Genomic DNA, 12937 nt, shown 5'->3' with positions numbered 1-12937 from the left:
CGATGGGCGCACGTGAGCTCGGCCTACCGGAGCGGGTTCCGGCGAGCGACGGCCTTCCCGAACGGGTGACGATCTGGGAGGTCGGCCCGCGTGATGGCCTGCAGAACGAGCAGTCCAGCGTGCCGGTCGAGGTCAAGCTGGAGTTCCTGGACCGGCTCGCCGATGCGGGCCTGACGACGCTCGAGGCGACGAGCTTCGTGCACCCGAAGTGGGTACCGCAGCTTGCCGACGCCGAGCAGTTGCTCGCCGGGCTGCGTCGCCGCGAGGGTGTCCGCTACCCCGTACTCGTCCCGAACGAGCGCGGGCTGGACCGCGCGCTCGCCGCTGGGGTGGACCACATCGCGGTGTTCGGCAGCGCCACCGAGACCTTCGCCAAGCGCAATCTCAATTCCGGTGTGGACGAACAGTTCGCGATGTTCGCCCCTGTCGTCACGCGTGCACGAGCCGAGGGGCTCGATGTCCGTGGGTACCTGTCCATGTGTTTCGGCGACCCCTGGGAGGGTGCGGTCGCGCCGGAACAGGTTGTGCGCGTTGGCAAGCGGCTGCTGGAGCTGGGCTGCTCGCAGCTCTCGCTCGGCGACACGATCGGCGTCGCGACTGCCGGACAGGTCGAGCGGCTGCTCGACGCCTTCACCACCGCGGGTGTCGGTGTGGACGTGCTGGCGGTGCACTTCCACGACACCTACGGGCAGGCGCTGAGCAACACGCTGGCCGCATTGCGCCGTGGGGTGTCCACTGTCGACTCCTCGGCGGGTGGGCTCGGCGGCTGCCCGTATGCAGAGTCGGCCACGGGCAACCTCGCCACCGAGGACCTGGTGTGGGCGCTCGACGGGCTCGGCATCGAGCACGGTGCCAACCTGGACGCGCTGGTCGAAACGAGTGCGTGGATGGCGCGGCAGCTGGGCAGGCCGAGCCCGTCCCGGGTTGTTCGCGCGCTCGCTGGCTGAGGCCGGATCACAACGGTCTTGTTGCGATGGGAACCGAGTGTGCACGCGCTGCGTCTCACCGTTGCCGACCGCTGTGACCACAGGCCACCGGACGTCCGGGAGGGTGCAGTGACCGACCATCGCGCGCAGGTGGACCAGCTCCTCGCCGACTACCGGCGCAGCCGCGAGCAGCTCGCCACAATGCATCGTGACCTCGCGGCGATCAGCGAATCGGCCAGCAGTGACGACGGCCTGATCACGGCCGAGGTGGGCGGCCGTGGCGTGCTCACCGGGTTGGTGATCGCCGACGAGGCATACGAGCGGTACCGGCCCGCCGAACTCGCCGCCCAGATCGTGCGGTTGACCGGCGCCGCCACCGTCAAGGCGTTCGCGGGTGCCGGTGAGGTGCTGGCCCCGGCGTTGCCGTCGGGTACCGATCCGCAGGCGCTGCTGCTCGGCACCGCCGACCTCGGCGCGAAGGACATCGCCGCGGAGGTGCCGGACGTCGACGAGAGCTTCGAGGACCAGAACTGGCTTGCCGAGGCCGACTGGCCGAGGGCGCGATGAGCGGGAAGGAACCTGGTTTCGAGGTCGACGCCGAGCGGCTCGGTGCGCAGGCCGGCGAGTTCGAGGCGCTCGCCGAGCGTGCTGCCCGCATTGTCGCCGACCTGCGCGCCGCGGTGGAGGGTTCACCGTGGGGCGCTGACGCAGTAGGGCAGAGCTTCCGTGACGCGCACGAGGCCCCGGTCGCCGCGGTGCTCGGCCGGTTCGGCGATCTTCCCAGTGGTCTCGGTGACCTCGGCGCGCGTTTCGCCGATGCGGCTGTGGCGTACCGGGCCGCCGACTCGGCTGCCGCGGACGATGTGACCGGCGCCGGATCGGCCGGGTAGGGGCTCCCATGGGGATCGAACTGCCTGCCGAGCTGGTGGACATCGCGGCGCGGACCGGGGTGAGCTGGCCCGCGGCCGATGAGGACGCCATGCGGGAGCAGGCCGATGCGTGGCGCCAGGCGGCGCGCGAGCTGAGCACTCTCGCCGGTGACGCGGACTCGATCGCGGACAAGGCGCTCGGTGCGTTGTCGGGGGAGGCGGCCGATGGCGCCCGCCGGCGGTGGCAGGGCTTCGTCGACCCCGACGGCGGCAGCTTCACCGAGGCCGCGCGCGGCGCGGGGCAGGCCGCCGACCGGCTCGACCACGCGGCTGAGCAGGTCGGCGCGGCCAAGGTCGAGATCGTGCGGCAACTCGTCGATGCGGCGAGGAACCACGACGCGGCCGTCACGGCGGCCGAGTCCGGGCAGCCGGCCGCGCTCGCCGGGCTGGATACCGTGCTGCGTGGGACGGCGACCAACCTCGGCGCGCTCACCAGCGGTCTGGTCGGCGCGGTCGGCCCGGGGGCGGACGGAGCGGTGCCGCTCGTCACTCACATCGTGAACGCCCATCCCGGCGCGCACACCGCCGATGGCCAGGCCGGGTTACTCAGCGCGGCGACCGGTGTGCCCGCGGTACTTGTGGAGACCGCACTGCACGCGCCTGAGGCACTGCCCGGTGAGCCGGTGCTGGAGGGACTGCCTGCCGCGGACCTGTCCGAGGCGTTGCCCGGCGAGCCGGCTGTGCCGGACGAGATGCCGGGCGAGATGCCGGGCGATCCGGTGCCGCCGGAGTCGCCCGACTCCGGCGCGGTCCCCTCCGAGCCCGATGCCGACGGCACCGGACCCATCGCGATCGCCGACGCCCCGACCCCGCCCCGAGGCGGTTTCCTGCCGCAGGGGGGCGTCGCCGACCTGCCGACCCCGCCGACCGGCGTGCCGATGCCTTATCGCGACGTCCATGCCGCACCGGGGCAGACCCATCTCGCCGGTTTCACCGGCGCCCCCGCCCCCGGGCCGGTGGTGTTGCCGCACGGCCAGCCGTTCGCAGGCCACCAACCGTTTCCGGGTCAGCCCTATGCCGCGCAGCCGTTCGCCGGGCAGCACTTCAGCGGAGCGCCCGCGCACTACGGCGCCCCGCCTCCGGCGGCGCCCCAGCCGATCCCGGGCGCCGGACCGCAGCCGCGTGTAGCGCCGTTCGCTCCCGCCCCGCCCGTGCGCTGGGCTCCCGCGCCGGAACAGTCCCCGTACGGCGGGCAGCAGCCGCCGCAGCACCGCCCGCCCGAGCCGATCCGGCCGCAGCCACCCGCCGCACCCGTACCGGTGGGTGCGCCGCGGCAGGAACGGGAGAGCATCGTCGCACTGTTCCTGGTGCACATGTTCCCGATCGGGCATCTGCCGGTGGCCTCCGACCGCCCGGCGCGACAGCTTCCCGTGCCCGCCGGTGCCGAGGACGGCGCCGGGTTGCGGTTCCCGCCACACGACCACCCGCGTTCGGACGTCATCGACCCTGGCCATGCGCTCGCCTGGCTGCGCAACGGCTGGCGGCAGCCCGCGCCGCCGCCGGCCGCGGTGCTGCCGTGCCCTCCTGCCGCGCTGACCGAGGGCCACGACCCGCTCGGCGAGCTGTCCGAACACGAGTGGGAGCAGCGCTACCTCGCACGGGACGGCGAACGGCGGGAGTACGTGTGGCCGCCCGGCGAGCAGTACCCCGAGGGCGGCAGCGCCGCGGGCGAGCCGGTGGTGTTGCCGGAGGGTGCGCTGCTCGACCGCTTCGGCACCGCGCACGGCCGGGTCTACGCCGCCGATGGCACGCCGTTCGCCCAGCGCGCGTTGCCGCCGGACCAGCTCGACGTGGGCTACCGGCGTTACCGCGTGGTGCGCGAGGTGCCGCTGTGGAAGGTGGAGTCGGTGGCGTGGTTCGCCCAGCCAGGCGGAGGCGAGCGCTACTGCTCGGTGTACTCCGCCGCGGAGCTGGTGACGCTGGGCTACCTGACTGACATCACGTTCGAGGAGAGGGAATGAACACCGAGTCGATCATGCGCTGGCTGGAGGCCGTCGGCGTGCCGCGCGAGGTGGTGTCGATCGGTGGCGAGGCGGACAACACGTGGTGCCTGCTGCGCACGGACGAGGGCGCCGGGGAGGGCGAGATCGCCTGGGAGGTGTTCTGGCGCGAGCAGGGCAACCGCTACGACTGGGCACGTTTCACCAACGAGCAGGTGGCCTGCCACTACCTGTTCGGCAGGCTGACCTGGGCGCAGGTCGCCCGCGGAGCCGTCGGCGTCCTGCCCTGAGCGGAGCCTTTGAGCTCAACGCGCGCCGGCGGAACACCGCGCGGCTGAACTTCGTGCTCGGGTGACGTGTACGGCTGCGCCGACGAATACGCTGCGCTTTCGTGATCGACAGTTCGGGGCGGCGGGGGAGGCCCGCGACGTGTCCCGATGCCGCGGCGGGACCTGCGGGTGAGTTCGCGCGGCGGCTCTGGGAGCTCAAGCGTGCCGCGGGGGACCCCTCCTACGACCGGATGCGCACCGAGTACGGCGCGCTCGCGTCCAAGTCCGCATTGTCCGCCGCGGCACGTGGCCAGCGGTTGCCCTCCTGGGAAACGACCTGGGAGTTCGTCCGCGCACTCGCCGTCGGCGCGCTGGGGGAAGCGGAGGACACTGCCCGTGCGGAGTGGCGCACCCACTGGGAACAGGCGCGGGCCGCGACCGAGGCACCGGCGGAGCCCCCTGCGCCGCAGCGGACGTGGCGCAGGGGACCGCTGATCGCCGCGGTCGCCGCGACCATCCTGCTCGCCGTCGGCACCATCGCGGGGCTCACGCTGCCGCGGGACCCCGGCACGACAGAGCAGCCGGCTGCTCCGGAGCCGCTCATCCCCGGCGACCAGACGATGTTCGGCGGCGACATCACCATCCCGGACGGTACTGAGATCCCGACCGGCACTCGGTTCATCAAGGTCTGGGAGTTCCACAACACGGGCACTGTCGTCTGGGCCGACCGCTACCTACGGCGCGAGGGGTCCTTCGGCAGCCCCGACGAGTGCGTCACTGCCGAGCGGGTGCCGATTCCACGGACCGCGCCTGGGGAGTCCGCGCGGGTGTCGGTCGAGGTGCAGGCGCCCGACCGGGTCGGCTACTGCCAGGTCTACTGGAAGATGGTCGACGCCAAGGACCGGCTGCTGCTGCCGGCGAATCGGGCGGCGTACTTCTTCGTTCGCATCGTCGAATGACAGCCGCGATTTGACCACATCGGCCGGTAGTCAAAGCGCTGACCTGCGCGAACATCGGCGTTTGGCTACCGGACGCGGTGTGCACGCCGCACACCTTCCCCGGCTGGTCTGGACCTCCTTACGGTTCGACCAGTGCGCGACCAGTGCGCAGAACCGAGGGGAGATTCCGGATGTCGAAGTGGACGAAACGGGCAGGCGCGCTGTTGTCGCTCGCCGCGGCGGTGCCGTTGCTGCTGGCGCCGTCGGCGCAGGCGGCGAAGGCCTGCGCGGGCGGGCAGCTGCCGGGCGGGAAGACCACGACCGCGGAGGTGCTGGCCGATCAGGGGATCACCATCAAGGTGCACAACCACGACTGGCGCGGGCTCGCGCTGACGATCCGCGATGTCAGGTGGAACAAGGCGCTGTGGAAGGGCATCGTCGCGCCCGGCAAGGACAAGCAGGTCAAGACCGACGTCTTCGGTGCGCCGCCGATCAGTTACAAGATCGCGTTCGATGTCACGTCGAATGTGTCGAACAGCTACACCTACACGATCTCGTCCGCTCGCTGCTACTGATCCGTGACTGACCGAGGAGACAACCGAACCATGCGAACGCTGCGCAAAGCCGTGCTGATCGCCGGAATCGCGGCCACGGCCGCCGTGCTTCCCGTCACCGCTGCCACAGCCGAACCGGTTGCCGCGCCGGTCGCCGCCGCCAGCTCGGACATCATCAAGACCTGCGGGAACGGCTACTCCGGCTACATCCGCCGCGCCGGCAAGGACGCCCTCTGCCTGCAGCGGGGTACCCGGACGTGGGGCGGGTTCAAGGCCTTCGAGTGCAAGGGCAACATCACCGTGTACTTCAAGGGGGGCCAGCGCGTCGAATGCGGCGGCGGGGTCAACTTCCCCTACTACGGCGGTGTCGTCAAAACCGTCGCCCGCTGACCGCTGACCAAAAGCACCCAAGGCCACCATAGTCGCGTTGAACGCAAACCTTGGTGGCCTTGGGGGACCCTCCTCAACGGCTACCGGCGGAGCAGGTTCAGGGCGGCGTCGTGGAGGTGGCCGTTGGTGGACAGGGCGGAGCCGCCGTCGAAGCGGCCTGCCCCGGTCAGGTCGCTGAACCGGCCACCGGCCTCGGTCACCAGCACCTGCGCGGCCGCGACGTCCCACGGGTTGACGATCGGCTCCGCCGCCACGTCGATCGCACCCTCCGCGACGAGGCAGTGGTGCCAGAAGTCGCCGAACGCCCTGCTCTCCCAGCACGCGTCCAGCAGCGCCAGGTACGCCTCGCGCGAGTGGTACTCCACCCAGGTGCCGAGGTCGGTCGTGGACACGTAGGCGTCCGCGAGCTCCGTCACCCCGGACACCGACAGCCGGTGCGTACCGGCGCCGTCGCGTAGCCATGCGCCGCCGCCCGTGCTCGCCCACCAGCGCCTGCCGAGCAGCGGTGCGCTGACCATGCCCACCACGGGTACGCCGTCGTCGACCAGCGCGATGAGCGTGGCCCACACAGGGTTGCCGCGCAGGAAGTTCTTCGTGCCGTCAATGGGGTCGAGCACCCATACGCGGCCGGGCGTGCTCGCCGCGCCGCCCCGCTCCTCGCCCGCCACGGTGTCGGTGGGCCGCTCGGCCGTGAGCAGCTCTCTGATGGCGTCTTCGACGGCGGTGTCGGCATCGGTGACCGGGGTGCGATCAGGTTTCCGTGACACCTCAAGGTCCTGCGCGCGGAAGCGCGCGACGGTGATCGCGTCTGCGGCGTCGGCCAGCTTGCCTGCCAGCGTCAAATCGCCTGAGTAGGGGGGCACGAGGCCGATGTTTTCATGCGCTTCGGCCGTAGAGTTGGCTAGGTGAGCATGGTCCTACTTGCCGAAGACGATCCCGCCATCGCGGAGCCGCTGTCGCGGGCGCTGCAGCGGGAAGGGTACGACGTCGAGGTGGTCGCCGACGGGCCGTCCGCGCTGCAGCTGGCGTCCGGCGATCGGGTGGATTTGCTGGTGCTCGACCTCGGGCTGCCGGAGATGGACGGCCTCGAGGTGTGCCGCAGGCTGCGAGCGAAAGGCACTGAGCTGCCTGTGTTGATGCTGACCGCGAGAACCGACGAGGTCGACTTCGTCGTGGGACTCGATGCCGGCGCCGACGACTACGTTGCCAAGCCGTTCCGCCTCGCCGAGTTGCTGGCCCGGATCCGCGCGTTGCTGCGCAGGCGCGTTCCGGAGGTGCTCGACATCGGCGGCGTACGGATGGACGTGGGCGCGCGCCTCGTCACCGTGCACGGTCGCGAGGTCCAGCTGGCCAACAAGGAGTTCGAGCTGCTGCGCGTGCTGATGAGCCGCGCGGGTCAGGTCGTCAGTCGTGAGGAGATCCTCGCCGAGGTGTGGAACGAGCTGGAGTCGAAGACGTCGAAGACGCTCGACATGCACATGTCCTGGCTGCGCCGCAAGCTCGCGATCGCCACCGAGGGCGACCCGGGGCGCAAGGCGGGCGAGGAGCACATCGCCACCGTGCGTGGTGTCGGTTTCCGCTTCAACCTCGAGTGACCCATGCGCAGGCGCATTCTCCTGGCGATCCTGCTGGCGGTCACGGTGACCGCCGCGGCGCTGGGCAGCCCGCTCGGTGTCACGGGCTGGTTGCTCGTCGACAACTTCGCCAGGGAGGACCTCGCTTCCAACGCACAGCGGATCGCCGCGATCCTGGACGACCAGTACGCCAACGGCCGCGCGCTCGACCTGGCCCAGGTGCGTGCGGCCGTACCGCAGTCCGGACGCCTGACGGTCCGCCAGCCCAACACGGAGCCGCTGACCTACGGCAGGGATCCCGGGTCGGACGTCGTCGTGGAGGACGTGCCGATCGCTCGCGGGGGCACAGTCGAGCTGGCGATCCCGGCCGGGCCGGTGCGGACCCGGCAGACCCAGGTGGCGCTCGCCGTGATCCTGCTGGTGGTGCTCTCGGTCGGCACCGGAACGGTGGTGGCCACGGTGACGGCGCGCAGGCTCGCCCGGCCGCTCCGGCACGTCGCCGACAGGGCCGCCCGGCTCGGCGGCGGTGACTTCCGGCCCGACGGCAGCCGCTACGAGGTCGCCGAGCTCGACATGGTCGCCGATGCGCTCGACACCTCGGCGACCGCGCTCGCCCAGCTCCTGCAGCGTGAGCGTCAGCTGGTGGGCGACGTCTCCCACCAGCTGCGCAGCAGGCTGACAGCGCTGCAGCTGCGGCTGGACGGCCTCACGATGCACGCCGACAGCGAGGTCGCCGACGAGGCGCAGGCCGCGCAGGAGCAGGCCGACCGGCTCGCCGAAGTACTGGACGAGCTGCTGGCCGCCGCGCGGGCCGCGAGTGAGGTGGGTGCGGAACCGGTCGAGCTGTCGGTGATGTTGCCGGAAGTCTCCGAGGAATGGCGGCAACTGCTCAGGGCCGAGAGCCGCCCTCTGCGGGTGCGGGTCGGTGACGGGTTGATCGCGTGGGCGACCCCGGCGCGGTTGCGCGAAGTCGTCGGGGTCCTGCTGGACAACGCACTGCGGCACGGTGCGGGGAACGTGACGCTCGCGGCTCGCGGCGGTGAGGCGGAGGGGACCGTGGTCATCGAGGTGACCGACGGCGGACTCGGCGTGCCCGACGAGCTGGCGCGGCACATCTTCGACCGCGGCTTCTCCGGTGCGGGTTCGACCGGTGTCGGGCTCGCGCTGGCGCGTGCGCTGGCTGAGGCGGACGGCGGCAGGCTGGAGCTGTCCGTGCGACGACCCGCGACGTTCAGCCTGTTCCTGCGGACGCCGAGCCCGGCAGAGGTACCCGGGGTGCGCTGGCCCGCGGAACGGGTGCCGCGCTGAGCCGCGGTCTCACTGGCGCGGAACGTCGACCAGTTCCTCTTCGCGACGACGGTGGCCGAGTTCGTCCGGGAACACCCACTTGCGGAAGCCCCAGAACCGGAACACCATCGCCAGCAGCATGCCGATCACCGAGCCGCTGATGAAGTCCGCCGTCTCCTGGACGAACAGTGACACGTGTGGCCGCTCGAGGTCGAATACGTAGCGTGAGGCCCATAGCGGGATCAGGTTCACGACGACGGCGACACCGCTGATCACGAAGAACAGTGCCGCCTCGTGGTGCCGTTCACGACCGCCACGGGTGCGGAAGGACCACTCGCGGTTCAGCACGTACGACACGATGGTCGCGACGATGATCGCGATGGCCTTCGCCGTGGTGGGCTTGTCCTGGAGGACGGTGAGCTTCAGCAGGTACCAGATGCTGTTGTCGACCAGGAACGTCGTGCCGCCCACGACCGCGAACTTCAGCAGCTCGCGGTGCTTGACCAGCACTGCACGCAGGGGTTGGGGGACCCTGGCGAGCACGGATTCGACAACGGCCACCACCGCAGTCTACGCACGGGGTGTCGTCGCTGGTCAGCGGAACCAGGAGGACAGCCAGCCCCACATGCCGGGCCGGGCGGCCTCGTTCTCCGGCAGGTCGCTGCGTCCCGGTGTGTCCGGCCGGCCCGGATGTTCCGGGTGAGCAGGATGTTCCGGGTGCTCGGGGTGTTCCGGGTGTTCCGGGTGTTCGGGCTCCGCGCTCGGCGGCTGCGGCCGCGACGGAGCCGTGCTGCTGGCCGGCGCACTCGGTGTCGCCGGCTCGTCGGTCGTGCTGGGTCCGCTGGGCCGCGTCGGTGTGGTCCCGGTGCTGGACTCGGGCGGCGTCACGTCCGGTAGGGACGGTGCCTGCGGACGCTCTGTTGTGGACGGTGGCGGCGTGGTCGTCGGCGCCGGCTGCCCCGGCCTGCCCTGTCCGGGGTGGTCCGGCCAGCGGCACCAGAAGCCCCAGCATTCGAAGCGTTCGGTGCGCGATGCGCTGGCGCTGCCGATCGTCGCCGTCACGGTGACGTCGGTGTCCGGCTGCACACTCGGCTTGAGCACGACCCAGAACCGGATGTCCTCGCCGGGTTCGAGCTGATCGCGGGTGGTGCAGGTCAGCGAGGTCCCGTCGGGGGAGCAGTCGAGCAACTGGCCGAGCATCACCGCGTGGGTGGGCTGGTCCACCGTCACGGTCGCCTGCCGCGCGACGCTGCCGTCGTTGCGCACCTGGACGTAGAGCGTCCGGCTCCACCACGGGTGGAACTCCTTGGCGACGTGCAGGAAGACCTTGTCGGGCGCGGGAGCCACCGACACCGGGACCTGGATCGACACCTCGACCGTGGCACCCGTGTTCACCGTGCCGGTGATGGCTCCGGAGCTGGCGCCGGGCCCCGCCTGCAGCCGGAAAACCAGCACAGCCGACTCACCGGGCTCCAGCCCTTCGACGGTCTGGCAGGTCACCGTGCCGGTGCCGCCGGGGCAGATGACGCGGTCGGCGACCTGTGCCTGCCGCGCGGCGGCGCCGCCAGCGGGGGCACCACCGCCACCGCTGGCAGGGCCGAGCGCGGAGACTCCCGGCGGCAGCGACAGCGTGACGACCACCGGGTCAGATGCGGTGCCACCGTCGTTACGCACGGTGATCGGCAGCTCCGCAGTCGACCCGCCGGCTTCCAGCGCGACCCCGTCGGCGGGTGCCTGCGCGCTCACCTGGGCAGGAATGGGCTCCGTGGTGGGCGGCTGCGTCGGCTCAGTGGTGGTCGGCTCTGTGGTCGGCGGAGCTTGCGTGGGTGGCTGCTCCGGCTCGGGCGAGTTCGGGGCCGGCGGGTCGTCGGCGGGTGGGTCCGCAGCTGGTGGCTGCGCGGGTGGCTCCGGCGCTGGTGGGTTCGTTGGGGGAGCCGCTGGGGTCTGCACGACCGAGGTCGCCGGTGGCATCGCGGCGGTCGGGATCTCCTGTGTCCCGCCGCCTGCCGTCAGCGCGACCGCGATGGCCGCCGCCATCGCGACCCCGGACGCGGCAACGCCAACGAACTGACGCGGAGCCGATGCCGCGGCGCTCGCGGCGCCGCCTGCCGAGCCCGCGGCGGCACCGGCTCCGATCGCGGTCGCGGCACTCGCCTTCCCCGCACCGGCCAGCGCGAGGTAGCCCAGCACGCCCCCGCCCAGTACCAGCGGCGCGACGATCGCCCGCAATGCACCGTTGACATCGGCGAGCTCCGCGGCGAGCGCCCGGCAGTCAGCACACTCGTCGAGGTGCTGCTCGACCTGTGCGCGCTCGCGTTTGGACAGACCGTCGCGGGTCCAGGCGCCGAGTTTGTCGGCGGTCGCGCGGCAGCGGTCGGCGGAGACCTCGGCCAGGTGCACCTGAAGGTAGGCCTGCCGCAGGCCTTCCCTGGCCCGGTAGGCGAGAGCGGAAACCCCGTTCGGGGTGAGCCCGAGCAGTGGTGCGACCTCCGCTGGCGACTGCTGCTCGATCTCGGTGTGCCACAGCACGGCCTGCCAGCGCTCCGGGAGCCGGGCGAACGCCTTCGCGGCCAGTGTCCGTTCGAGACCGGCCATCGCGGTGTCGGAGAACGGGACGGTCAGCGCCTCGGCTCCCGCACCCCCGACCGTAGTCATGTCGTCGGAGAGGTCGACGCGCTTGTCCTTGCGGGTCTTGTCGTAGGCCGTGTGCCGAAGCGACGTCAGCAGGTACGCGCGGAACGCGCTGTCTGGACCTTTGCCGCCGCGCAGGGTGTCGAGGACCTTGGAGAATGCCTCCGACACCAGATCGTCGGCTTCCGTGCTCGACCGGGCGAGCTGCCGGGCGAGGTTGTAAGCAGCGGTGACGTGCCGCTCGTACAGCGTTCCGTACGCCTCGAGCTTGCCCGCTCGCACCGACGCGATCAGCTCGGCATCGCTGGTGCCGCTGGGGTCGGCGGGAGCGGTCGTCACGGCTCTCCTCTCACGTACTGGTGCAGACATCTCTCCAGACGTCGTACTGGGCCAAGTGTGACGGACCGGGTTGATCGGGTCATCCTGTGGGGTGGACCGATGACCCGGGAGTCGCAACGAGTTCACTCGATGATTCGTCGTAAGGACGTCACGGATGGTGTGTCGCTGCGTCCAGTACTCGGGCGGAGTGATCAGTCAGGAAAGGGCGGTGTCTGTGGACGTGCCTGCGACGGGCGCCGGGTCCGCTTCGGACGAGGCGCGCTCGACGGTGGGGCGGCAGGTGACCCAGGACCACATCCTGCGAGCGCTGCGTGCCAAATGGCGCACGGCGAGCCTTGCCGCCGGGTGGCGTTTTCCGAGCGACTGGGCGTTACCCGAGGTTGACGCTGTGTGCGCGGCAGTGGTGCGCAACGGAGGGCCGGAGAATGCGCTCTCCGCGCTCGCCGGGCTGGGCCGTGCGCGCGCCGCTGCGGGAGCCGGTCTCGAGGAGACACTCACCGACCTGGCGGCACTGCACGCGGTGCTCGCCGTTCCGGACGCCAAGGACGGGTTCGTGGCTCCCGATGTGGATGCTACCCCCGCGCGGCTACTGCGGGTGACCGCGGTGGCGTGGGCCGACGTGGCGATGGACCAGCTGGCTCGGGTGGAGGCGAGCGATCCGCTGACCGGGTTGCCGACCAGTGCCTACCTGCGCACTCGGCTGGGCGAGCTCTACCGGCAGGCGGCGCGCGAGGGCAAGCGGCTGGCCGAGGACCACGCGCTGATCGTGGTGGCACTGGACTTCTCCGGCAGCGCTGGGTGGCCACGGCTCACCGGGATGATCCTGGCCGCGGACGCACTGCGGGTGGCCTTCGACGGCGGCGAGAGCCTCGCGGTGCTGGGACCCTCGGCGGTCGCGGCGGTGTCAGCCCGCGACGGTGGGGTTGCCTCCAGGGCAGTGCGACTGCGCCGCGAGCTGACCCAGCGGCTGGCCGTCGATGCGCAGCTGCGTTCGGTGGGCACGCGGCTGAACCTGGTGCGGTTGCCTGCCGAGTACGAGTCCGCCTGCGAGCTGCTGGACACGCTGAGCCGGAATTGATGGGCTTGTGCACGCACCGATGCCGTTCGTGATTTCCTAGAAAGGTGAGGGAGCCAGGGGATGGCACAGCGGTGAACAGTAC

At 71.4% G+C, this 12937-nt stretch carries 14 protein-coding genes; 11 read left to right on the top strand and 3 right to left on the bottom strand.

Annotated elements, in window-relative coordinates:
* Positions 1 to 2 precede the first annotated feature (2 nt).
* The 8 genes from ABZ863_RS14680 (at position 3) to ABZ863_RS14645 (ending at position 5946) form a co-directional block, all read left to right on the top strand.
* Positions 3 to 947: a hydroxymethylglutaryl-CoA lyase gene (locus ABZ863_RS14680; protein ID WP_358535402.1), complete on the top strand. Its 945-nt coding sequence runs from the start codon at positions 3 to 5 to the stop codon at positions 945 to 947.
* Positions 948 to 1055: 108 nt separating this feature from the next.
* A complete protein-coding gene (locus tag ABZ863_RS14675; protein WP_358535307.1) occupies positions 1056 to 1493 on the top strand; it encodes a YbaB/EbfC family nucleoid-associated protein in 438 nt (145 codons plus the stop codon).
* A complete protein-coding gene (locus ABZ863_RS14670; protein WP_358535305.1) occupies positions 1490 to 1816 on the top strand; it encodes a hypothetical protein in 327 nt (108 codons plus the stop codon). Before ABZ863_RS14675 ends, ABZ863_RS14670 begins: the two co-directional genes overlap by 4 nt.
* Before the next feature lie 8 nt (positions 1817 to 1824).
* Complete coding sequence (locus ABZ863_RS14665; RefSeq protein ID WP_358535303.1) at positions 1825 to 3816, top strand: glycohydrolase toxin TNT-related protein; 1992 nt, start codon at positions 1825 to 1827, stop codon at positions 3814 to 3816.
* Positions 3813 to 4085: a hypothetical protein gene (locus ABZ863_RS14660; RefSeq protein ID WP_358535301.1), complete on the top strand. Its 273-nt coding sequence runs from the start codon at positions 3813 to 3815 to the stop codon at positions 4083 to 4085. The genes ABZ863_RS14665 and ABZ863_RS14660 overlap by 4 nt, the downstream gene beginning before the upstream one ends.
* Before the next feature lie 101 nt (positions 4086 to 4186).
* A complete protein-coding gene (locus ABZ863_RS14655; RefSeq protein WP_358535299.1) occupies positions 4187 to 5023 on the top strand; it encodes an NBR1-Ig-like domain-containing protein in 837 nt (278 codons plus the stop codon).
* A 170-nt stretch (positions 5024 to 5193) separates the two neighbouring features.
* Positions 5194 to 5577, top strand: a complete 384-nt coding sequence (locus ABZ863_RS14650) for a hypothetical protein (protein WP_358535297.1) — start codon at positions 5194 to 5196, stop codon at positions 5575 to 5577.
* A 30-nt stretch (positions 5578 to 5607) separates the two neighbouring features.
* On the top strand, positions 5608 to 5946 hold the full coding sequence (locus ABZ863_RS14645; protein ID WP_358535295.1) for a hypothetical protein: 339 nt from the start codon (positions 5608 to 5610) through the stop codon (positions 5944 to 5946).
* Positions 5947 to 6026: 80 nt separating this feature from the next.
* On the opposite strand, the gene hisN is transcribed toward ABZ863_RS14645, so the two are convergent.
* Positions 6027 to 6809: a histidinol-phosphatase gene (gene hisN, locus ABZ863_RS14640; RefSeq protein ID WP_358535293.1), complete on the bottom strand. Its 783-nt coding sequence runs from the start codon at positions 6807 to 6809 to the stop codon at positions 6027 to 6029.
* A gap of 48 nt (positions 6810 to 6857) precedes the next feature.
* Between hisN and ABZ863_RS14635 the strand changes: the two genes are divergently transcribed.
* Positions 6858 to 7541: a response regulator transcription factor gene (locus tag ABZ863_RS14635; RefSeq protein WP_358535400.1), complete on the top strand. Its 684-nt coding sequence runs from the start codon at positions 6858 to 6860 to the stop codon at positions 7539 to 7541.
* Positions 7542 to 7544: 3 nt separating this feature from the next.
* Positions 7545 to 8828, top strand: a complete 1284-nt coding sequence (locus ABZ863_RS14630; protein ID WP_358535291.1) for an ATP-binding protein — start codon at positions 7545 to 7547, stop codon at positions 8826 to 8828.
* Between the two features lie 9 nt (positions 8829 to 8837).
* Here the strand turns inward: ABZ863_RS14630 and ABZ863_RS14625 are convergent, their stop codons facing one another.
* Entirely contained in the window at positions 8838 to 9368 is a 531-nt protein-coding gene (locus ABZ863_RS14625; protein ID WP_358535289.1) for a GtrA family protein, read from the bottom strand.
* A 33-nt stretch (positions 9369 to 9401) separates the two neighbouring features.
* Complete coding sequence (locus tag ABZ863_RS14620; protein ID WP_358535287.1) at positions 9402 to 11777, bottom strand: sigma-70 family RNA polymerase sigma factor; 2376 nt, start codon at positions 11775 to 11777, stop codon at positions 9402 to 9404.
* Positions 11778 to 12045: 268 nt separating this feature from the next.
* On the opposite strand from ABZ863_RS14620, the gene ABZ863_RS14615 reads away from it, so the two are divergent.
* The gene (locus ABZ863_RS14615) at positions 12046 to 12855 is read left to right on the top strand and encodes a GGDEF domain-containing protein (RefSeq protein ID WP_358535398.1); all 810 of its coding nucleotides are present in this window, start codon (positions 12046 to 12048) and stop codon (positions 12853 to 12855) included.
* Positions 12856 to 12937 lie beyond the last annotated feature (82 nt).

Source organism: Saccharomonospora sp. NPDC046836 (assembly GCF_040645195.1).
Taxonomy (GTDB): domain Bacteria; phylum Actinomycetota; class Actinomycetes; order Mycobacteriales; family Pseudonocardiaceae; genus Prauserella_A.
This window is presented reverse-complemented; position numbering and strand designations above follow the sequence as displayed.